Annotated in this window: 17 protein-coding genes; 6 read left to right on the top strand and 11 right to left on the bottom strand. The window is 65.0% G+C overall.

Features of this window, described 5'->3' with window-relative positions; genetic code table 11:
- Positions 1-113: 113 nt before the first annotated feature.
- On the bottom strand, positions 114-1,700 hold the full coding sequence (locus AC3G7M_RS08310) for a glycosyltransferase family 39 protein (protein WP_489215544.1): 1,587 nt from the start codon (positions 1,698-1,700) through the stop codon (positions 114-116).
- A gap of 224 nt (positions 1,701-1,924) precedes the next feature.
- Here AC3G7M_RS08310 and AC3G7M_RS08305 point away from each other — a divergent pair, with 224 nt between their 5' ends.
- The 3 genes from AC3G7M_RS08305 to AC3G7M_RS08295 all read left to right on the top strand — a co-directional run bounded on the left by AC3G7M_RS08305 (position 1,925) and on the right by AC3G7M_RS08295 (position 5,145).
- Positions 1,925-2,827: a hypothetical protein gene (locus AC3G7M_RS08305; RefSeq protein ID WP_489215542.1), complete on the top strand. Its 903-nt coding sequence runs from the start codon at positions 1,925-1,927 to the stop codon at positions 2,825-2,827.
- A 216-nt stretch (positions 2,828-3,043) separates the two neighbouring features.
- Positions 3,044-4,588, top strand: coding sequence for a glycerol-3-phosphate dehydrogenase (gene glpD / locus AC3G7M_RS08300; protein ID WP_489215540.1), 1,545 nt, complete (start codon positions 3,044-3,046; stop codon positions 4,586-4,588).
- A gap of 92 nt (positions 4,589-4,680) precedes the next feature.
- Positions 4,681-5,145, top strand: coding sequence for a DUF2147 domain-containing protein (locus AC3G7M_RS08295; RefSeq protein WP_489215538.1), 465 nt, complete (start codon positions 4,681-4,683; stop codon positions 5,143-5,145).
- Positions 5,146-5,156: 11 nt separating this feature from the next.
- Here the strand turns inward: AC3G7M_RS08295 and AC3G7M_RS08290 are convergent, their stop codons facing one another.
- A complete protein-coding gene (locus tag AC3G7M_RS08290) occupies positions 5,157-7,286 on the bottom strand; it encodes a protein-disulfide reductase DsbD family protein (RefSeq protein WP_489215536.1) in 2,130 nt (709 codons plus the stop codon).
- A 19-nt stretch (positions 7,287-7,305) separates the two neighbouring features.
- Here AC3G7M_RS08290 and hrpB point away from each other — a divergent pair, with 19 nt between their 5' ends.
- Positions 7,306-9,810, top strand: coding sequence for an ATP-dependent helicase HrpB (hrpB, locus tag AC3G7M_RS08285; RefSeq protein ID WP_489216013.1), 2,505 nt, complete (start codon positions 7,306-7,308; stop codon positions 9,808-9,810).
- 36 nt (positions 9,811-9,846) lie between these two features.
- Positions 9,847-10,236 (top strand): RidA family protein, encoded by a 390-nt coding sequence (locus AC3G7M_RS08280; RefSeq protein ID WP_489215534.1) that lies wholly within the window; start codon positions 9,847-9,849, stop codon positions 10,234-10,236.
- Between the two features lie 4 nt (positions 10,237-10,240).
- Here AC3G7M_RS08280 and AC3G7M_RS08275 read toward each other — a convergent pair whose 3' ends face one another.
- The 7 genes from AC3G7M_RS08275 to lepB all read right to left on the bottom strand — a co-directional run bounded on the left by AC3G7M_RS08275 (position 10,241) and on the right by lepB (position 15,905).
- On the bottom strand, positions 10,241-10,675 hold the full coding sequence (locus AC3G7M_RS08275) for a DUF1810 domain-containing protein (protein WP_489215532.1): 435 nt from the start codon (positions 10,673-10,675) through the stop codon (positions 10,241-10,243).
- A 76-nt stretch (positions 10,676-10,751) separates the two neighbouring features.
- A complete protein-coding gene (rpiA, locus tag AC3G7M_RS08270) occupies positions 10,752-11,468 on the bottom strand; it encodes a ribose-5-phosphate isomerase RpiA (protein ID WP_489215530.1) in 717 nt (238 codons plus the stop codon).
- 3 nt (positions 11,469-11,471) lie between these two features.
- Positions 11,472-12,494, bottom strand: coding sequence for an NADP-dependent oxidoreductase (locus AC3G7M_RS08265; protein WP_489215528.1), 1,023 nt, complete (start codon positions 12,492-12,494; stop codon positions 11,472-11,474).
- 88 nt (positions 12,495-12,582) lie between these two features.
- Complete coding sequence (locus AC3G7M_RS08260) at positions 12,583-13,455, bottom strand: D-amino-acid transaminase (protein WP_489215527.1); 873 nt, start codon at positions 13,453-13,455, stop codon at positions 12,583-12,585.
- Positions 13,456-13,498: 43 nt separating this feature from the next.
- Positions 13,499-14,404: a GTPase Era gene (gene era, locus AC3G7M_RS08255; RefSeq protein ID WP_489215525.1), complete on the bottom strand. Its 906-nt coding sequence runs from the start codon at positions 14,402-14,404 to the stop codon at positions 13,499-13,501.
- Positions 14,401-15,081 (bottom strand): ribonuclease III, encoded by a 681-nt coding sequence (rnc, locus tag AC3G7M_RS08250; RefSeq protein ID WP_489216011.1) that lies wholly within the window; start codon positions 15,079-15,081, stop codon positions 14,401-14,403. Before rnc ends, era begins: the two co-directional genes overlap by 4 nt.
- An 80-nt stretch (positions 15,082-15,161) precedes the next feature.
- Complete coding sequence (lepB, locus tag AC3G7M_RS08245) at positions 15,162-15,905, bottom strand: signal peptidase I (protein WP_489215523.1); 744 nt, start codon at positions 15,903-15,905, stop codon at positions 15,162-15,164.
- A gap of 183 nt (positions 15,906-16,088) precedes the next feature.
- Between lepB and AC3G7M_RS08240 the strand changes: the two genes are divergently transcribed.
- Positions 16,089-17,894: an ATP-binding cassette domain-containing protein gene (locus AC3G7M_RS08240; protein ID WP_489216009.1), complete on the top strand. Its 1,806-nt coding sequence runs from the start codon at positions 16,089-16,091 to the stop codon at positions 17,892-17,894.
- Here AC3G7M_RS08240 and AC3G7M_RS08235 read toward each other — a convergent pair.
- Positions 17,891-19,897: an FUSC family protein gene (locus tag AC3G7M_RS08235; RefSeq protein ID WP_489215521.1), complete on the bottom strand. Its 2,007-nt coding sequence runs from the start codon at positions 19,895-19,897 to the stop codon at positions 17,891-17,893. The two genes, AC3G7M_RS08240 and AC3G7M_RS08235, sit on opposite strands and share 4 nt — an antisense overlap.
- Positions 19,898-20,098: 201 nt before the next feature.
- Positions 20,099-20,626, bottom strand: coding sequence for a CHAP domain-containing protein (locus AC3G7M_RS08230; RefSeq protein WP_489215519.1), 528 nt, complete (start codon positions 20,624-20,626; stop codon positions 20,099-20,101).
- Between the last annotated feature and the right edge of the window lie 61 nt (positions 20,627-20,687).

Below are 20,687 nucleotides of genomic sequence, written 5' to 3'. Positions count from 1 at the left end.
GCTGATGTCCTGTCCGTGAGCTGGCCTTTTTAGGACGCATCGTGCCTCCATGTCATGGAAGCACCCGTTTCGGCAACAGACCGTCCTTGATTTTTAAGCCGCTGTCACGCGCCCTACAGGCGAGGCGCTGTCTCGCCTTGTGCGATCAGGCTGGAGTCCGGCGACTGATCGTAAAGCTTGAAGGTGATAAGATCGCCTTCCGGCAGGACGGCGATGGGCGAGCCAAGGGGCGCGGTAATGGCGTTGAAACTTTTGGCCGGTGTGTGATCAGCCTGGCCAACCTTGCCCTCCACCACCCACACACGGCCGCCGTCATGCACATAGGCCGCTGCCTTGAAGATGTCGCGCGTCCAAAGACCGTCCGGGATGGACTGGCCGTCGCGGGCCAAAAAGAAATCCATGATGGCGATCGGCCCACGATCGGGCACCAGGATCATGTCCCCGGGCTGAAGGATATTGACGAGGTCGCGGGCGGCGATGTCCCAGCGCGGCTTGGTCTCGGACTGGTAATACGGTGCAAGATTGATCGACGCGACAAGAGCTATCGCCGCGACGGCGGCCAATTGCAGGCGCCGGCCGGGCAGGATCGCCACGCCGAGCCCCACGAAAAGGAAAAACGGCACCGCGCTCCACAGTAGGTAGCGCGGCATCCAGAGCGGCTTGCCGATCGAGATCAACAGGATGAGCAGCGGCGGCACGATCGCGACCGTCAGCAATGTATGCAGCATCGTCGCGGCGACGGGCGGAAGGGCAAGACCGCCTGAAACAGGATCGTGCCTGCGACGCCGCAGATAGGCGACGCCGAGGAGGCCAAAGAGCAGCAGCAGGGCGCCGAAACCAGGCACCACCACCGGAAAAAGGTGAAAGCTGATGAGCCGGGAGATACGCATGAAATAGAGCGACCCCAAGGTGGAGGCGAAGCTATGCAGCGTCATCGCCGGTACCCAATCCGTGGCGTTACCCATCTTTCCGCGGGTGACGATCGTCATGGCCAGGAACCAGGGCAGGGTGCAGCCAAGGATGATCGCCTGCGATACCATCCAGCGGCGCCAGAACCGGCGCCTGTCGATCGTCCGGTCCCGCGCTATGGCGAAAGCCGCGCAATTGGCCGATATCAACCAGAAGAAAGCCGTACTGAGCACCTGCAGGGCGCCCAGCGTGCCGAGCGTATAGAGGACCCAAGGGTAGAGATGGCCCCCTGGCGTCGCGAATGGGCGTGTCGCCGCACCCGGGGCACGGGCGATTTCGACCAATCCCAGAAGGCCGATCGCCATCATCAGCATGACGAAGGTGTAGGATCGCGCTTCCTGACCGTACTGGACTTGAAGCGGCGACAGCGCGAGCAGGAGGCCCGCGACCAGCCCCGCTTTCCACCCGCCGGCGCGGGCACCGATCAGATACAGGACGGCAGCCGAGGCACCCCCAAACACCGCCGAAGGCAGCCGCAGCATCGTCTCGCCCGAGCCGTAATGGCCCAGGAGTGAGGCAATCCAAAAATAGGACGGCAGGTGATGGGCGACCAGCGAGTCATGCACCATCGCCGCAAAGGACATGCTTGAGCGGTTGACCGTCGTGACCTCATCCAGCCAAAAGGGCATGCTGCCGATGTGATAAAGTCGCGTCCCGCAGCCCAGCGCCAGGATGGCCGCACATAACAGGACGTGACGGTGGGACGAGACGATATGAGCCCATGACCGCATGAGGCTGATCCAGGGGGCGCTTTGTGATCGATTGTCTGGGACAGGCAAGGCATAATCTCCGTCGACCGTTTGCCGTTCCCGGTCTTCATTCACATTGGACGGAGACTAAGGCATGTTTGCAGCGGTACTATGCCGAAGCTGGGCACAACCATCCGATTGCCAAAATATGACCTCATATTTAAGAATTTGCGCTTACACCGCCATAAGAGAAAACCCCTTGATCGATGGACGCTGAGATAACCCCCGTTCTTTCCGTCTATGCCAAGGGGACAGCAACCGATTGGAGCAGCCCGGGACACCCTGACGCCCACCTGTTCGGACATCCGCGCTTCGACGAGGCCATGATTATGGCAGCACGGTCTTTCGTAAATTTCTATCGCGGAAACTGGTTGCTCAATCGTATTGCGAATGATCGCGGACGCGTTATCGCAACCTTCATCATGCTCGAACTGCATTTCAGCGGTGGGATGACCGGCTTCACCGTCGCCCAACTGCGCGAGGAAGCCCGGCATCATGCGATGGCCAGTCCCAATCGCATGACGGCACTGGCCGCCCTGCTGCGGGTCGGCGGCTTCCTGAAAACCATGCCATCCCAGGACTCCCGCATGCGCCGGCTGGCACCGACCGACACTCTGCTCACACTGCACCGTGACCGGCTGGCGGGCATCATCGCGGCCAATGTCATGATCAATCCCGACCTTACGGCTATCGTGCCGCTCCTCGGCGAAGGCGAGGTTTTGGGCGATATCGCGCGGAGCTATCTCGCCTACTGGCGGGCCGGGCTGCGCGCCACCGGCAACGACCCGGCTTTGGAGGCCCTGGTGGAACGGGATGCCGGCTTCACCATTCTGTGTCTGATGCTGGCCGGCATCGCCGAGGGTCGCGCCTATCGCATCTCCGACCTTGCCCGCCATTTCGCGATATCGCGCACTCATGCCTTGGGTATCATGCGCACCGCCGACACCTTTGGCCTGATTGCGCAGAATGGCGTGGGCGGCCCGTATATGGGCACGCGGACCTTGCTCGAAACGATGCGCCCTTTCTTCCTGGCTGTGTTCCAGATCCAAGCGGAGGCCGTTCGCCACGCATTGCAGCGGCATGCGGCCCGCAGCGGTCCTGCTCGCTAAAGATTGCGTCTCAAGGCGCAAAACGAAAAAATCGCATATTTTTCGCGCGCCTGTTCTACCTTCCTCCCTCGGGAGCAAGCGAACTTGTCGCTTGTAACCCTCTACCAAGCTTGAGTATCGCAATCGTCACCAGATGCGCGCTTTGCTCACTTGTGTATTCGAATAGTTCGGTTCTATGAGCGCCTAGGGCCGCTTCGCGCTCATAAGGACAGAGCCATGGATATGACGGCGCCTTCTGAGGTTTATGACCTTGCTGTGATTGGTGGGGGCATCAATGGCTGCGGCATTGCGCGGGACGCGGTGGGGCGTGGCTGGCGGGTGTTTCTGTGCGAGAAGCAGGATCTGGCCTCCGGCACCTCCTCGGCCTCGACCAAGCTGATCCATGGCGGCTTGCGCTATCTCGAATATTACGAATTCCGCCTGGTGCGCGAAGCGCTGATGGAGCGCGAGGTGCTGTGGGGCATCGCGCCCCATATCGTCTGGCCGCTGCGCTTCGTATTGCCCTATCACAAGAAGCTGCGGCCGCGCTGGCTGCTGCGCCTCGGCCTGTTCCTGTATGATCATATCGGCGGCCGCCGCAAGCTGCCGGCGACGCGCTCGGTCCATCTGCGCCGCGACGTCACCGGCACGCCGCTGAAGCCCGACTATGTCCATGGCTTTGAATATTCCGATTGCTGGGTCGAGGATTCCCGCCTCGTCGTGCTCAATGCCATGGCGGCCGCCGAAGGGGGGGCGACCATCCGCCCGCGCACGCGCTGTATCGCCGCCCAGCGCGAGGCCGGGCTTTGGCATGTCACCCTGGTCGATGAGGCCAGCGGCGAGACCTATGCCATCCGCGCCCGCGCGCTGGTCAATGCCGCCGGACCCTGGGTCGGCGATGTCGGCCAGGCCGTGCTGCACAACAATACCCGCGCCCCCGTCCGCCTCGTCCAGGGCAGCCATATCGTGGTGCCCAAGCTGTATGATCATCCGGGCTGCTACATCTTTCAGAATGACGACCGCCGCATTTTCTTCGTCATTCCCTATGAGCAGGATTTCACGCTCATCGGCACGACCGACCAGGATTATGCCGGCGACCCTGCCGATGTGCGGGCCAGCGCAGAGGAGATCGCCTATCTCTGCCGCTCGGCGAGCGACTATCTGGCGCAGGCGGTCACGCCCGAGATGGTGGTCTGGACCTATTCCGGCGTCCGCCCGCTGTATGACGAGGCGGGTGACACGGCGGCCCAGGCCGCGACGCGCGATTACGTGCTGAAGCTGGACGCGCCTGAGGGTGCGCCCGCTTTGCTCTCGGTCTATGGCGGCAAGATCACCACCTACCGGCGGCTGGCGGAATCGGCGCTGGCGCAATTGGCGCCGCATCTGCCGGCCCCTCAGGGCAAGCCCGCCGGCTGGACCGGCACGGCAGCCCTGCCGGGCGGGGATTTCCCGATGCAGGGCTTCGAGACGCTGCGGGCCGAGATGGCGGCGCGCTATCCCTTCCTGCCCGATCGCCACCTGCGCCGCCTGCTGCGCGCCTATGGCACGCGGGCGCGCGTGCTGCTGGGGGATGCCGCATCGCTCGCCGATCTCGGCGAGCCTTTCGGCGCGGATCTCACCGCGGCCGAACTCCGCTACCTCGTCCAATACGAATGGGTCCGCTCGGCCCAGGACCTGCTCTGGCGCCGCTCCAAACTCGGCCTCCGCATCAATGCCAAAGACGCCCAAAAAATCGAGGCGGTGATCGCAGAATTAACGGCAAGGCCCCTCGCCTATGCCTGACATATCGGTGACGTGACGGGCGTCTGCGGAAAGCCAGCTTGGTCGCAAGCGCTCTGGACGGATAGCGCCGCAAAGATGATAGAGTCGCGCCCATGCGCATAGCACTCACCGTCTTCTTTGGTCTGTCACTGATGGTCGCCGGACTTCGCCCGGCCGCCGCCGCACCACCCGACCCCAGCGGCTATTGGGTGACCGGCAAGGGCCAAGGGGTCGTGCAGATCTACCATTGCGGGGCGAATACGCTGTGCGGCGCGCTGGTCGGCTTCCAGATCGACCATCCGACGGACCCGACACCCCAGACCTGGGACCATCTCTCCCAGTGCCGCTTCGTCTTCATCCGCGGTCTGCATCCGCGCACGCGCGCCTGGATGGGCTCCATCATCAACCCGCAGAGCGGCCACGGCTATAGCGCCAAGGTGCGGCTGCTCTCGGCCGATCAGCTCAGGCTGCGCGGCTATTTCCTGCTGCCGATGCTGGGTGCGACGCGCTTCTGGTCGCGCTATACCGGACCGACACCGCCGGCCGACTGCCGGATGCCCCCGCATTCCCTGGAATAGAGACAGCGGCGTCAGCCAGAGGCTGCGCCGATCACCGTCAGCACCAGTCCCGGCGTCAAAATCTGCGGCAAGACAATCGGCTGACCGTCACCCCTTGGATAATAGACGTATAGCGGCACGCCGCTGCGTCCATGCTCTTTGAGATAGGCGGTGATGTCCGGGTCGGCCCTGGTCCAGTCTCCCACCAGATAGGTCACTCCCGCCTCTGTGAAGCCGCGCTGCACGGCAGGGCGGTCAAGCGCCAGCCGGTCATTGACGAGGCAGGTGACGCACCAGGCCGCGGTCAGATTGACGAAAACCGGCTTGCCGGCCGCGCGTAGCGCATTAAGCCTGGCAGTCGTGAAGACTTCCGCGACCGAGGTGGACGGCAAGGCCTCAGGCACCGCCGCCAGCCGCGCCTGCCACAACACCGGCAGCAGGATCAAAGCGGCGATGATAGCGAGCGCAGGCCCGACGCGACCGCCCAGACGCCACAGCCAGGCGGCAAAGGCGATGAGCAGCAGGCCGATCCCCGAATACAGCAGCAGCGACGGCCCGCCCGCCCGACTGGCGACCCAGACCAGCCACAGCACGCTGGCATAGATCGGAAAGGCAAGCGCCTGATGCAGGATGATCATCCAGCGTCCCGGGCGCGGGAAAAGCTTTCCGATGCCCGGGATGCAGCTCAGCACGACCATCGGCAAAGCGAGACCGATACCAAGCGATGCAAATATCAGTAAACCGGGCAGCGGGGGCCCCGCGAGTGCAGCCGCCACGGCCGCCCCCATGAAGGGCGCCGTGCAGGGCGTCGCGACCACAGCTGCCAGCACGCCGCTGCAGAAGCTGCCGAGGCTACCACCCGTTTCGGTCAGACTCTGGCCAAAGCCCATCCAGCGGCTGCCAACCGTGAGGACGCCGGAAAAACTGAGCCCGACCGTGAAAAGCAGCCAGGTGATAACAAGGACGAAATCCGGCGACTGGAACTGAAAGCCCCAGCCAACAATGCTGCCGCCTTCCCGCAGGCCAAAGAGGAGCCCGGCCAGGACCAGAAAGCTCACCAGGATGCCCAGGCCATAAACCAGACCATCCCGCCGCGCCCGGCCGCGGGTGCTGTCGCCCAGATGCGCGAGATGGGCCGCCTTCATCGCAAGCACCGGAAAGACGCAGGGCATGAGATTGAGGATCAGACCGCCGAGCAGCGCCGCACCGATCAGACTGAGGTAGCGGCCCGAGGCAAGCATGGCGAAAGGCACAAGCCAGATGGACCTGCCCGGCACTTCGACCGGTGGCAGGCCGGGTGCGGCAGTGATCATACCCGCCTGCTCGCTGCCATCCGGCGCCGTCAGCACCAGCAGGCCGTCAAGCGGCTTGTCCGCCTTATAGTCAGGCGTGAGTTTCAGACCCAATATGAGGCGGCCGCGGCGCATCTTCACGGGCTGGAAGTAGTCCTGATTGATGGTGTCCTGGCTTGCTGGAAAAAAGTATGCGCTGGCGACGCGGTCATGCGACGCGTCCGTACCGTCGACGGTCAGCCTGCCGTCCGGCTCGATCCAGCTGCGCCATCCCTTCGCCTTTGGCATGTCACGGTCTGCGCCTGCGAAAAGGGCAGCCTCCGGCGCTGGACGAGGCTTCGCCTCTACCGGCAGGGCCAGCGCGAAATCGGCGTGGCCGGGCACGCAGATATCGTTGCAGACGAGCCAGTTCGCCGAGACCTTCACCCTGTAATGCGAGTCCGAGATCGCCTTCGGCGGCGTGATCGTGAGCGGCAGCAGAACCGGTGCCAGCTTCCGGCTGTAGCCGTAGCTCGTCACCGGTCCGTCATAGATGACCTTGGGGATGGGCCATTGGAGCGACCCAGCCTCACCGCCCTGCGGCAGGGCCACATCGACGCTGGGCGGTGCGCCCGCGTCCCCCGGATTGGTCCAGTAGATATGCCAATGCTTGCCGAGACCGAACAGAAGGCCGACACGGAAGGGCGCACCCGCCGCGACGCTGTCGACGTCAGAGATAAGGCTGACCTCGTTGTTCAGGGTCGAGGCAAAGACGCTTTGGGCCGCACGGGCCGGCAGGCATGTCGCGAGCCACAGACCGGCCGTGAGCCACAGCATGGCCAGGGCCGCGATGCGCGGGGAAAGCTTCAGCCTGCGGGCACAATGTGTCATGGCACCCTTCTACAGACCGATGCGGTGCGGCTCCATAGACCCGTCGTGTCACCGCGCGCGGCCGGAACCAGGATCTTTGCCTGTGCTTGAAGACTTTCTGAATGACCTGCCTGTCGCCGAAGCCTTGCCGCTGCTGCTGGCGGCTTTGGCCGACCAGCCCAATGCGGTGCTGGTCGCCCCGCCCGGCGCGGGCAAGACGACGACGGTGCCCCTGGCGCTTCTGCGCGGGGCGGACTGGGCCCGTGGCCGGATCATCATGCTGGAGCCGCGGCGCCTGGCCGCCCGCGCGGCCGCCACCCGCATGGCGAGCCTGATCGGCGAAAGTGTGGGCCAGACGGTCGGCTTTCGTACGCGCATCGACAGCGCCGTCTCTGCCGCGACACGAATAGAAGTGGTGACGACCGGCATTCTGGTGCGCCGGCTGCTGGCCGACCCTGGCCTTGATGGCGTCTCTGCCGTCATCCTCGACGAAATCCACGAACGCTCGCTGGAAGCGGATCTGGCTTTGGCCCTGTGCCTGGATGCGCAACGGCTGCTGCGCCCGGACCTGCGGCTGCTTGCGATGTCTGCGACGCTGGATGGCGCGCGGCTTTCCGCCCTGATGCAGGCGCCCGTGATTGAAAGTGCCGGTCGTCTGTTCCCGGTCGAAATCCGTCATAGCGCGCGCGACGTGACGGAGACGCGCGATCTGCCCGAGGCCATGGCCCGCGCCATCCGCGGCGCACTGGCCGATGCCGAGGGCGATATCCTCGCCTTTCTGCCCGGCATGGGCGAAATCCGCCGCACGGAGTCGGCGCTGGACGGGGTGAATGCCCTGGTCCTGCCCCTGCACGGCGACCTGCCGCCGGCCGCCCAGGATCTGGCCCTGCGCCCGGCAGCAGGGCGACGGGTCGTGCTGGCGACCTCCATCGCCGAAACCTCCCTGACGGTGCCGGGCGTGCGCATTGTCATCGACGGTGGCTTCCGCCGCACCCCGCGGCTTGACGGCAATAGCGGGCTGACCCGGCTGATGACCGAGCGCGTCAGCCGGGCGGCCGCCGACCAGCGCGCCGGGCGCGCGGGACGTGAAGCGCCCGGAATTGCCATCAGGCTTTGGACCAGCGCCATGCAGCGCGGCCTGCGACCCTACGACCGGCCCGAGATTTTGGAAGCCGAACTCTCTGGCCTGCTGCTGGATTGCGCGAGCTGGGGAACCTTGCCCAAGGCCTTGCCCTTCCCGGACGCGCCGCCCGAAGGTGCGCTGGCCGAGGCGCTCGCTTTGCTCGTGGATCTGGATGCGATGACGCCGGAGGGTGCCATCACCCCGATCGGCCAGCGCATGAGCCAGCTTGGCGCGCATCCACGCCTGGCCGCCATGATGCTGGCGGCCGAGACGCTGGGGCAGAAGGCGCTGGCCGCCGACCTCGCCGCCCTGCTGGAGGAGCGCGACCCGCTGCGCGTAGGGCCCGACGGTCCGGCCGATATCAGCCTGCGGCTGGACGCGCTTGCAGGGCATGGCGGAGGCCAGGCGGACCGGGGCGCGCTATCCCGCATCCGTCAGGCGGCCAAGAGCTATCGCGGGCGGCTTGGCCTGCGCGGCGACGTGACGGCAGCCGGAGACGCGGCCCCCCTGATCGCCGCCGCCTTTCCTGACCGCCTGGCGCAGCGCCGCACCGAGCCAGGCAGTTTCCGGCTTTCGGGCGGCGGCGGTGCCAAGCTGCCCGTCAACGATCCCCTGGCCCGCGCCTCTCTCCTCGCCGTCGCGGTTCTGGAAATGAAGACCTCGGCCCGTATCCGTATGGCCGCCCCACTCGACCCTGCGGCCCTGCCGCCCAGCTTGGCCAGGCGCGTGACGGAAACGGTGGAGACCAGCCTGGACCCGGTCACGGGCAGCATCCTGGCGCGCCGCCGCAAGCGGCTGGGGGCGCTGATTCTGGAAGACCGCTCCGGTCCCCCCGACGCGGCCGAAGCCGCTACCGCCTTGCTGGACGCCGTGAAGCGCGACCCCGCCCGCCTGCCCTGGACAGAGGCCGCACGCGGCATTCAGGCGCGCCTGATCCTCATGCATGGCGTGGAGCCGGAGCTTTGGCCGGCGAGCGACGACGCAAGCCTGGCCGCCACGCTGGATGAGTGGCTGGCGCCCCACCTGCATGGCCTGACCCGACTGGGGGACCTTGCCCGTCTCGACCTCGGCACCCTGCTGCTCGACCGGCTGGACTGGTCGTTGCGCAGCCGCCTGGACCGCGATCTTCCAACGCATCTGCCGCTGCCCGGCGGGCGGGCCGCGGTGGATTACAGCGAACCGGTGCCGATGGCCGCGGCGCGTGCCCAGCATTTCTACGGATTGGCGGAGACGCCGAAGCTTGCCGGTGGGCGCATCCCGCTGCGTCTCGCCCTGCTCTCCCCCGCAGGCCGGCCGATCGCCATTACCGCCGATATCGCCAGCTTCTGGCGCGGGGCTTGGGCGGATGCGCGGCGCGACATGCGCGGGCGCTATCCGAAACATAATTGGCCGGAAAACCCGCTGGATAGAGAGGCGCCCTGAGTCTAAGTTTCGCCTGCCATTACGTCAGGAAAAACAATGCGCCGCCTCATCTCCTCCGGGTCGCAGTTTGAAACCGATATCGGCTATTCACGCGCCGTGGTCGACGACGAATGGGTCTTCGTCTCTGGCACAACTGGATTCGACTACGCCGCAAAGACGATTTCGCAAGACGTCGCCGAGCAGACGGAGCAAACGCTGACGAATATCGGCTGGGCGCTGGCCGAGGCCGGCGCGAGCTTCGCCGATGTCGTGCGCGCGAACTATGTCCTGCCGAACGGCGATGACTTTCCGGCCTGCTGGCCGGTGCTGCGCAAATATTTTGGCGAGGTGCGCCCGGCTTCGATGATGATCGTGGCGGGGCTCGCCGATCCGCGCATGAAGATTGAAATCGAAGTCACGGCGCGCAAGCGCCCTGACGCCACCTGAGCTGTCAGGACCACCGGTCCTTGTTCATGATGTCGAGGGTCCGTGCAGAACCTTTGCCGTAAAAGAACACGTCCAACGCCTCGCGGAAGCAGGTGCCGGGATGAACGCGGTCAAAGAGGGTCATGGAGGAATGAAACTTCAGGTCGTCTGGACTGCCGAAGACAGCCAGGGCTGAACGCTCATCGACACGATTGACGAGACGGGTGCATTCCACAAGGCGCTTACCGAGGAGCGGATGCGTCAGATAGTCGCGCGCCGCGACGAGGGACGGAATGCTATATTGCCGCGCCATCAGGCTATCCCCCAAGCCAACCGGCTGGGGAAAGACGAACCACATCCAATGGCTCTGCTTGCGGCCTGCCCGCAGTTCCTGCAGGACCTGGTCGTAGACCGGTTCCTGGGCTTTGATGAATTGCTCCAGACTAAAACTGTTCGGCACGCTTGGTATCTCCCCATCCCTTATCTGCAGCAGACGCGGGCAGAGGTGGACAAAAGCTTAAGCGCCGACAGCCCGGTCAAGAATAGTCGATCGTCCTCACGGAGCCATCCGGCTGCCCGATGATGGCGGAACGGGCAATGTTGATGAACAGCCCATTCTCGACCACGCCAGGTATCCGGTTGAGCGCCACCGCCAATGCCTCAGCATGCGTGATCCGACCCAAGGCACAGTCCAGGATGTAATGCCCAGAGTCGGTAACAAAGGGTGAATCGAGACCACCCCGCAGCGTAATTTCCGGCTCCAGATAGCCGCTCTCAACGAAAAGCTCACGGATGAGACGTTCGGTCGCGCGCCAGCCGAAGCGGATCACCTCGACCGGCAGGGGGAAGGCGCCAAGATGATCCTTGGTCTTCGACGCGTCGATGACGGCGACGAAGCGGCGGCCGGCGGTCGCCACGATCTTCTCCCATAGCAGATTGCCGCCGCCGCCCTTGATCATCTGACCTTTGGGGTCGATTTCATCGGCCCCGTCAAAGACGATGTCGAGCGGCCCGACATCGTTGAGATCAGCAACCGGCACGCCGACTTCGAGCGCCAGCGCCCGTGTCGATTCGGAGGTGGGCACGCCGGTGATCGTCAGGCCCGCCTGGCAACGAAGGCCAAGGCTGCGGACAAAGCGGCGAAGCGTGGTGCCTGAACCCAAGCCCACCAGCATGCCATCCGTGATCATGGCAGCCGCCGCATCAGCCGCCGCCTGCTTGCCGGCGTCTTGCGGACTCAGTTGCTCGGCCATGGATCAGGCTCCTTTGGACGGTTCAGCCACGCGGATCACCAGCTTGCCGAAGTTGTGGCCCCGCAGAAGCTCAATGAAGGCCTCCGGCGCGTTCTCCAGCCCATCGACGACATGTTCGCGGTAATGCAGGCTGCCATCGGCGACGAGGGGCGCGGCCAGCGCGCGCCATTCCGCGAAGCGTTCCGGCTTGTCGGACACGATAAAGCCTTGGATATGCAGTCGCTTGCGCACGACATCCATCAGGTTGGGACCCGGACGACGCTTGGTGTCGTTGTATTCGGCAACCATGCCGCACATGATGACACGGCCGAAATTGTTGAGCAGCGGGAAGACGGCTTCCTGCAGATCGCCGCCGACATTCTCGAAATAGACGTCGATGCCGTTCGGGCAGGCATCGCGCAGCGCGGCGCCGAGATCCATGACGGCACGATGGTCAATGCAGTCATCAAAGCCAAGCGTGTCCTGGATATAGAGGCATTTGTCGGCATTGCCGGCGATGCCCACGACGCGGGCACCGGCACGCTTGGCAATCTGCCCCGCGACCGCACCGACCGCACCGGACGCGGCAGAGATGACCACTGTTTCGCCGGCCTTGGGGCGGCCGATATCCGTGAGGCCGGAATAAGCCGTGGTCCCAGGCATGCCGAGCACGCCGAGATAGGTGGAGTAGGGCGCGGCGCCCTTCGGGATGGCGACCAGCCGGTCAGCCGGCGACACGATATGGGATTGCCAGCCATAGGCGCCGACAACGACATCGCCCGGCGCGAAGCGCGGATCGCGCGATTCCAATACTTCCCCCACGGTCTCGCCGGTCATCGCCGCGCCGATGGCCACCGGGGTCGCATAGGATGGGCCATCGCTCATGCGGCCGCGCATATAGGGATCAAGCGACAGCCAGAGCGTGCGGGTCAGAACCTCGCCCTCCCCCGGCTTCGGAATGACATCTTCCTGGAGCGCGAAATTCTCGGCCGTCGGCGCGCCTTTGGGGCGGCTGGTGAGAATTATGGAGCGGCGAAGGTTGCTCATGCGGGGTCGTCCTTATCTTTGGCCACCGCTACCGCCGCTCACGGCTAGAGCAGGGAGCCGGCCAGCCCGTTGCCCTATCCTTCGCGCCTCAGACGGCGTTCGGCAAGCCACCCCGCACATGGCTGGCAAAGTCCGCGAAAAGGCGCCGCGTCACCGGTCCGACCTTGCCGTCCTGCACCGCGGCACCATCGACGCAGGTGATCGGCCGCACGAAGCTGGTGGCGCTGGTGATGAAAACTTCCTGGGCGCGGCGCAGCTCATCCAGGCTGAACGCGGTCTCAGACAAGGTCACCCCCTCGCCCGCCAGAAGCTCGGACAGCGCCGCGCGGGTGCAACCGGGCAGGATTTCATGCCCCAGCGCGCGGGTACGCAACTGGCCGCCTTCGTCCACGATCCAGAGATTGGAGGACGCGCATTCAGTGATCATGCCCTCCGCATCGACCATCGCCATCTCGAAGGCACCGGCCGCTTTCGCAGCCTGCTTGGCGAGCACGTTGGGCAGAAGGTTGACCGTCTTGATGTCGCAGCGGTCCCAGCGCTGATCGGGGCCGGTGATAATGCTGGTCGCCCAGGCATCGATATCGGTGGGGAAAGCAGGAAGCGCGCGCGCCGTCACGACCAGAGTAGGTCGGGTGCCGGCCTTGGGAAAGACATGCTCCCGCTTCGCCGCCCCGCGGGTAATTTGGATATAGACGAGCGCATTCTCATGCAGGCGGTTGCGGGACACGACCTCGCGCAGGATGCCTTCCAGCGCACGGCGACCGACCGGCCAGGCGAGCTGCAGTTCGCCGAGCGACCGGCCCAGCCGGTTGAGATGCTTGTCTTCGTCGATGAAGCGGCCGCGATAGGCCTGCACTACCTCATAGACACCGTCACCGAAGAGAAAACCGCGATCCTCGACCCGGACCTGAGCAGCTGCCACGGGAAGGTAGCGGCCATTCACATAGGCAATACGGCTCATCGGTCTCAGCCTCTTCCGGCAGTCTCGTCAGTTGCAGATCGCGTCAGTCGTCGAGGCCGAGCGCACGCAGATGCTGGGTCTTCTCATCCCAGCCGGCGCGCTCCTTGACGGTCAGGAAGAGATGAACCTTGCGGTCGAAGAGCTTGGTCAGCTCGATGCGGGCGCGGGCGCCGATTTCCTTGATGCGGGCGCCGCCGGCGCCGATCAGAATGGCCTTATGGCCCGGCCGCGATACGGTGATATTGGCGTCGATCCGCACCGAACCGTCCCGCCGCTCCTTGAAGCTTTCGGTCTCGACCGTCGTCTCATGCGGGACTTCCTGATGCGTCTGGAGCAGGATCTGTTCACGCACGATTTCGGCCGCCAGCAGCCGGTCCGGCAAGTCGGTGAGGTCTTCGTCGGGATAGAGATGGGGGCCTTCCGGCACGGCGGCGGCCAGGCCCGCGCGCAATTCGGCGACGCCCTCACCGGTGACGGCGCTGACCATGAAGGTCTCTTTGCAGGTGATGCGGGCGTTGATCTCAGCGATCAGCGGCAGCAGCCTTTGCGGTTCGACAAGATCAACCTTGTTGAGAACGAGCCAGATCTCACGGTCGGTCTGTTCCAGCCGCTTGATGATGCCGTCGGTGAGATCGGAGATGCCGGCCTTGGCATCCACCAGAAGCACCGTCAGATCGGCATCCTGCATGCCCGTCCAGGCGGCATTGACCATGGCGCGGTCCAGCCGGCGGCGCGGCTGGAAGATGCCGGGCGTGTCGATCAGCAGGATCTGAGCGGCGCCCTGCATGAGGATGCCCATGATCCGAAAGCGCGTGGTCTGCGCCTTGGGGCTGACGATGGAAAGCTTCGTGCCGGCGATCCGGTTGAGCAAGGTCGACTTGCCCGCATTCGGTGCGCCGATGATGGCGACGAAGCCGCAGCGCGTCGGCGCGGTTCGCTGATCGGTCATTTACTTTTTGGTCCTGGCTTGGCTTGCCGTTCCGTAGCGCGCTTGAGCTGGTCCAGCAATGCTTGAGCGGCTGCCTGCTCGGCAGCCCTGCGTGAACCGGCCTCTCCGCGGGCCTCGGTCTCTCCCAGCGTGACGCTGATGACGAAATGCGGTTCGTGGGAGGGTCCGTCGCGGGAGACGATCGCATAGACCGGCAGGCCAAGGCCGCGCGCCTGCCCCCATTCCTGCAGGCCGGTCTTGGCATCCTTAGGTGGCTCGGTCTCCGCGAACATGGCGGCCGCAAAATTGGCGCGGACAAAATGCTGCACGGGCTCGAAACCACCGTCGAGAAAGACGGCCCCCAAAAGAGCCTCGACAGCATCGGCCAGAACGGAGGCGCGATGGCGGACTCCGGCCCGGGCCTCACCGGGCGCGACAGAGAGAAGTGCAGGCAGGCCCGAGGCCTCAGCCACGCCGGCCAGCACCGGCTGCGAGACGAGATGAGCCAGGCGGCGGCCGAGTGCGCCTTCCTGCTCCCGCGGATATTGTTCGGTGAGCCAGACGGCCATGGCGAGGCCCAGCACGCGATCGCCGAGGAATTCCAGCCGCTCGTTCGACCCCTGGCCGGCCCCGGCGGCCGAGCGGTGGGTCAGCGCTTCCTGCAGCAGCCTTGGGTTGCCGAAGCGATAGCCGAGCAGCCGTTCGACAGCCGCCCGGGCTTCTTCAGCGAGGGCATCAGGAGAAAGAGCGGTTTTGGCCTGAGGCGGACGAATTTCGGTCAATGAATGGTATTGAGGATGCGGTTCCAGCGGATCTCGAAGGGCCACTGCCAGATTTCCCACCAGGGATAGCGCGCGTCGATCGAGAAGAAGATGATATCGGCTTTTCCGACCAGATTAGCGACCGGAATGTAGCCGACGGCGTCGAGCACGCGGCTGTCCAGACTGTCATCGCGGTTGTCGCCCATGCCGAACACATAGCCCGGCGGCACGTGATAGACGTCGGTATTGTCGAGCGGGCCGTCATCGGAGGCCTTCAGAATAGGGTGCTTCAACCCGTCCGGCATGGTCTCGATATATTTCTTGAGCGCCATCGGCGGACCGTCGCTGTCGCCTTCGGTCGTATAGCCACCATCGGCATCGCGCGGCAGTTCCTGGCCGCTGATATAGAGGTGGCCCTGCTTCATCTGGATGGTATCGCCCGGCAGACCGACGATGCGCTTGATGTAATCAATGCTCGGGTCACGCGGCAGGCGGAAGACCGCGACATCGCCACGCTTGGGCAGGCTGCCAAAGATGCGACCCTGGAAGAGGTTCGGAGACAGCGGGAAAGAATAGTTGGAATACCCGTAGCTGAACTTGGAGACGAACAGATAGTCGCCCACCAGCAGGGTCGGGATCATGCTGCCCGAGGGAATATTGAACGGCTCATAGAGGAACGTTCGGATAAAGATGGCGATCAGAGCGGCATAGATGATCGTCTTGAGGCTGTCGCCCCAGCCGCCTGGTTTACGCTGAGCCATAGGAGTCATTGACCTCTGAACACGCTCAGCGCATGTCGCGGAAAGGCGTAGGCCTGTCAAGCAAGCGGCTGCCGATCTTGCGGGCATCTCGCCGCTCGCCGCCCAAGCGGCCGAGACGTGGTCTTGGCAGCGGTGCCTTGCCTGCGCTTGCGCGAAGGCGGGCTGATCGGCGACAAGCCGCTCATGGCCCCTCCTCTGCTCATGCTTCAGGATATTCACGTCAACCTCGGCTCGACGTCGCTATTGCGGGGAGCGGAGCTGTCGGTTGGCGCCGGCGACCGCATCTGCCTCATCGGCCGCAACGGTTCCGGCAAATCCACCCTGCTGAAGATTGCCGCAGGTCTGCTGCCCGTGGACCAGGGCACGCGCTTCATCCAGCCGGGGGCGACCATCCGCTACCTGCCGCAGGAGCCGGACCTGTCGGGATTCGCGACCACCCTGGCCTATGTCGAGGCCGGGATGGGACCGGGCGACGATCCCTACCGCGCCGTCAGCCTGCTCTATTCGCTCGGCATGACGGGGGAAGAGAACCCAGCCCATCTTTCCGGCGGTGAAGCGCGCCGCGCTGCCCTGGCGCGTGCGCTCGCCCCCGAGCCCGATCTGCTGCTGCTGGACGAGCCCACCAACCATCTCGACCTGCCGGCCATCGAATGGCTGGAAAGCGAACTGAGCCGGCTGCGCACCGGGCTTGTCCTGATCAGCCATGACCGACGCCTGCTGACCAACCTGTCCCGCTCTCTCATCTGGCTTGACCGTGGCACGACCCGCCGGGTGGATCGCGGCTTCGCAGGCTACGACGATTGGCGGGAGGAGCTGCTGGCGCAGGAAGAGGCCGAGCACCACAAGCTGTCGCGCCAGATTGCGCGCGAAGAGGACTGGATGCGCTACGGTGTCACCGCCCGACGCAAGCGCAACGTGCGACGCGTGGGTGAACTCGCCGATCTGCGGGCGAAATATCGTGACCGCACCGCCGTCGCGACCGGGGCCAAAATGGCCGCAAGCGAGGCCGAAGGCTCCGGCAAGCTCGTCTTCGTGGCCGAGGGTGTTGCCAAAGCCTATGAACGGCCGATCGTGAAAAATCTCGACCTGCGGGTGATCCGCGGCGACCGGCTTGGCATCGTGGGGCCCAATGGCGCCGGCAAGTCGACGCTGCTGAAACTGCTCACCGGTCAGGTGGAGCCCGATCAGGGCCGTATCCGCATCGGCACGAACCTGGAAACGGTGACGCTGGACCAGCAGCGCGCGGCGCTCGACCCCACGCGCACGCTGGCCGACACGCTGACCGGGGGCCTCGGCGATATGGTGCAGGTGGGCGCCGAGAAGCGGCATGTCATCGGCTATATGAAGGACTTCATGTTCAAGCCCGAGCAGGCGCGGACCCCCGTCGGCACGCTCTCGGGTGGCGAACGCGGACGGGTACTGCTGGCCTGCGCGCTGGCGCGGCCGTCCAATCTGCTGATCCTGGATGAACCCACGAACGACCTGGATTTCGAGACGCTGGACCTGCTGCAGGACATGCTGGCGGATTACGCGGGCACGGTTCTGCTTGTCAGCCATGACCGCGATTTTCTCGACCGCGTTGTAACCTCAACGCTTGCCGCGGAAGGCGACGGACACTGGACCGAATATGCCGGGGGCTATTCGGATATGATCGTGCAGCGAAAGTCCGATCTGCCAAGCCGCGCGGCAGCGCAAGCCATGACTGCCAGGACGTCATCCGTCGATAAAGGCACGACCGCGCCGCTATCGTCGCGAAAGATGAGCTTCAAGGATGTCGATGCGCTGAAGAAGCTGCCGGGGCAAATTGCGGGCCTGCAGGCGGATATCGTCACGCTGCAGGCGCTGATGGCCGATCCTGAGCTTTATGCGAAGGACCCGAAGAAGTTCGCCGCCGCCACCGATAAGCTGGCCAAGGTCGAAGCGGATCTCGCCGCGGCCGAGGAGCGCTGGCTGGAGCTTGAGATGATGCGGGAGCAGATATCCGGCTAGGCTTTTCCGGCTTCGGCCAGGAAGGCCTGCGTGGCCTGGGCGACCGCCGCGATCTCGCGCGCAATGTCCGCGTTGCCCAGGACGGTCGGTCGCGGTCGCACCGCCCCGCTTGCCGTCTGGCCTATTGCCTGCACGAGCCTTGCGGCCAGTTCCCTTATAGCGACGGCCTCCGCTTCATTGCCTGTCTCCGAAGACAAAGCGCGCGCCGTGGCCGCACCCGCCACACCGCGCAGCGCATACAGGACCGCTTCCATCTCCGCCAGATGCGCGCGGCGCCGCTGTCCTTCCAAAACCATCCGATGCTGGAGCGTTTCAGCCGCATTGCTCGCGAGGCCTGCGGCACGGCGGCTGGATTCCAGCGCCGGCGAAATGCCGGTCGAGGCCACCGCTTCTGCTGCAAAGGCCAGATTGGCTTGGACGGCTGCGGCCAGAAGGGCGCGCGGTGTCGCGGCCTGGCGCGGCCATAACAGCATGGTGGCGAAAAGACCGATCAGGCTGCCCATTATATTGTTGACGATTCGCGCCGAGGCAATCGCATGGGCCGGCTGCAACAAGGCGGTGACCAGCACGAAAAGCGCCGTCAGAAACAGCACGAAAATCGTGTAGTTGACGAGGCGGAAGGCGATCGCCGCCGCCGCGATCGGCAGGATGGCAATGACCAAGGCGAGTTTCATCGGCAGGACGAGCAGGATGAGGGCTGCCAGAACCCCGCCCGCGACACTGCCGAGCACGCGTTCCAGCGTTCTGGGCCACGTGGTCGCGGCCATTGGCTGCAGCACGACGACAGTCGCCATGGTTGCCCAGTAGGAAAAGGTCAGGTTCAGCCAGCTGGCCAGGGCATAGGCCAGGATAACCCCGAGCGCGAGGCGGACGGCATGATGGAACACCAGCCGCGGCACCGGCCGCGCCAGTCCGAACCTGCCGATCCCTGCTGAGGCGGGCCCAACATTCCCCTCCTCCATGCCCTGCTTCCAGAGCGTCGCGATATCGGCCAGGGCCTGCACCATGGCCCCAATCGCCCGCGCCATCGGGCTGTCAACCGCCCGGCAATCACCGAGCAAGGCGGAGGCCGCCGCGGCCAAGGGACCAGGCGCCGGATCACGCCGCGCCACCTGATGGTGCGCCTCCGACAGCAGGAGGAGCAGGCGGGAGAGAAGGTTGCGCTCGGCCCCTTCATCCAGCGAGGCGCCATGGTCTGCGATGTGATAGCCGCCGGCGATAAGGCCTGCGAAGATACGATCGGCGGCGTCTATTTCCACCGCATGGAAGGCCGCCCCGGTTTCCATGCCCAGAATCAGGCTGCGTGCCCGTTCGATCGCCCCACGCACCGCGCGACGATGCTCGGCATTCACCGCATCCCAGGCCGCGCGGTTCCGCCGGTGATGCCGCTCGTCACTCAGCATGTCCGCCGCCATGTCGCTGAGGCGTGCGAAAACCGAAGCAATGGCCCGCCGCGCTGGCGCATGGCGGTGAATGCGCCAGACACCGATGCAAAGAACCATCGCCCAGAGGCAACCGCAGAGGAAAATGCCGGCAAGCGCCAGGGCGTCGGCCGGCGGGCGCGGAAAATCCACGGCGACGACGGCCACCACCGCGACCAAGGTGCCGACCTGCGCCATGGCCGCGCCATATGTGCCACCCAAACCCGGCAGAAAGACCAGCGGCAATAACGCGACGCCCGCCAGGAGCGGGCCGAATGCAGCAGCGGTCGAGGCACAGAACGCGGTGATGGTACCCGCCAAAGCAAAGACGCCCATCACGCGCAAGCGCAGGCCGTCCCGGCCGCCGGGATCAGCGAGGCAAGCCCAGAAAGCCCCGAAGGCCGCCCAGGAGAGGTCAGGCCGGCCGAGCCAGACGGCGAGCGCCACAAGGCTCGCGACCGCCGCCGCCGCCCGCAGCCCTTCCAGCAGGCCGATCTGCTCTGGTGCCGCAGCAAAGGAATAGGATTCCAGTTTTCGAGCCAGCCGATAGGTCAGGCTTCCACGACGAACATCATTCGTCACCGGCTTTGACCAACGTGGCGCTGCGGTTGGCCAGCGAGGTGATGCTCGTCATATGTTTGGATTGGCCGGTCATTAAGGCTTGCCAGCCGGCGGTCCCGATACTGCGCGTCCTGCGTCATCACCCATCGCCTGTTCACGCTCACAGGCAAAGCTTACCGCATCATCGGAGGCCGCAGAAAGCCGCCTCAAGCGCCGCCCCGTTCAGCGCAGATTGCGGTCCGGTGCGGAATCCGCGATGGCCGGTCCGCCATAGTTGGGCGCCGAGGCCAGTTGCACCGTCTGCGCCCAGCCTGCTGAAATGCCGGCAGGAGCGGTTTGCGATTTCGTCGGCATTTCCGCTGCCATCAAAGTGTCGGCCGTTGAACGGCCGTAGATGAAGCCGTTGGTCGGGTAGACCGCACCATAGCTGCCGGAATGGCCGCGTTCGACGCGCACGGCCGTCCAGTCATTATCCGGCGAGACGTCAATGACTGAGACCGATTTCGAGATATTGCCGAAACGCTGTCCGGGCGTTGGCCAATTGGCCTGGGTAATCAGAATCTCGCGTGGGCTGACGGTTTTACTGACGACCGCGACATGGCCTAGCTCCATGTGGCGATTGGACTGAAAACTCAGGACCGCGCCTTCCTGAGGGGCCTGGCCGCGGTCATAGCGGCCATTTGCCTGTTCCCACCACGTATCCGCATTGCCACGCAACTCAATGCCCGACACCCGCCGGGCATAGGGCACGCATTGCAACCAGGTACCGCTGCGACGCCCACGCCACACCACATGGTGCACGGACGCACGC

This window comes from Acidisoma sibiricum, from assembly GCF_057837225.1.
This window is presented reverse-complemented; position numbering and strand designations above follow the sequence as displayed.

Bases quoted from the DNA above. Each gene is read 5' to 3' on its own strand.
- AC3G7M_RS08295 (WP_489215538.1), top strand. From the start codon at position 4,681: ATGCGCATAGCACTCACCGTCTTCTTTGGTCTGTCACTGATGGTCGCC.
- AC3G7M_RS08265 (WP_489215528.1), bottom strand. From the start codon at position 12,494: ATGAGCAACCTTCGCCGCTCCATAATTCTCACCAGCCGCCCCAAAGGC.
- hrpB (WP_489216013.1), top strand. From the start codon at position 7,306: ATGCGGTGCGGCTCCATAGACCCGTCGTGTCACCGCGCGCGGCCGGAA.
- glpD (WP_489215540.1), top strand. From the start codon at position 3,044: ATGGATATGACGGCGCCTTCTGAGGTTTATGACCTTGCTGTGATTGGT.
- AC3G7M_RS08240 (WP_489216009.1), top strand. From the start codon at position 16,089: ATGGCCCCTCCTCTGCTCATGCTTCAGGATATTCACGTCAACCTCGGC.
- AC3G7M_RS08305 (WP_489215542.1), top strand. From the start codon at position 1,925: ATGGACGCTGAGATAACCCCCGTTCTTTCCGTCTATGCCAAGGGGACA.
- AC3G7M_RS08310 (WP_489215544.1), bottom strand. From the start codon at position 1,700: ATGCGGTCATGGGCTCATATCGTCTCGTCCCACCGTCACGTCCTGTTA.
- lepB (WP_489215523.1), bottom strand. From the start codon at position 15,905: ATGGCTCAGCGTAAACCAGGCGGCTGGGGCGACAGCCTCAAGACGATC.
- rpiA (WP_489215530.1), bottom strand. From the start codon at position 11,468: ATGGCCGAGCAACTGAGTCCGCAAGACGCCGGCAAGCAGGCGGCGGCT.
- AC3G7M_RS08290 (WP_489215536.1), bottom strand. From the start codon at position 7,286: ATGACACATTGTGCCCGCAGGCTGAAGCTTTCCCCGCGCATCGCGGCC.
- AC3G7M_RS08260 (WP_489215527.1), bottom strand. From the start codon at position 13,455: ATGAGCCGTATTGCCTATGTGAATGGCCGCTACCTTCCCGTGGCAGCT.
- era (WP_489215525.1), bottom strand. From the start codon at position 14,404: ATGACCGATCAGCGAACCGCGCCGACGCGCTGCGGCTTCGTCGCCATC.
- AC3G7M_RS08280 (WP_489215534.1), top strand. From the start codon at position 9,847: ATGCGCCGCCTCATCTCCTCCGGGTCGCAGTTTGAAACCGATATCGGC.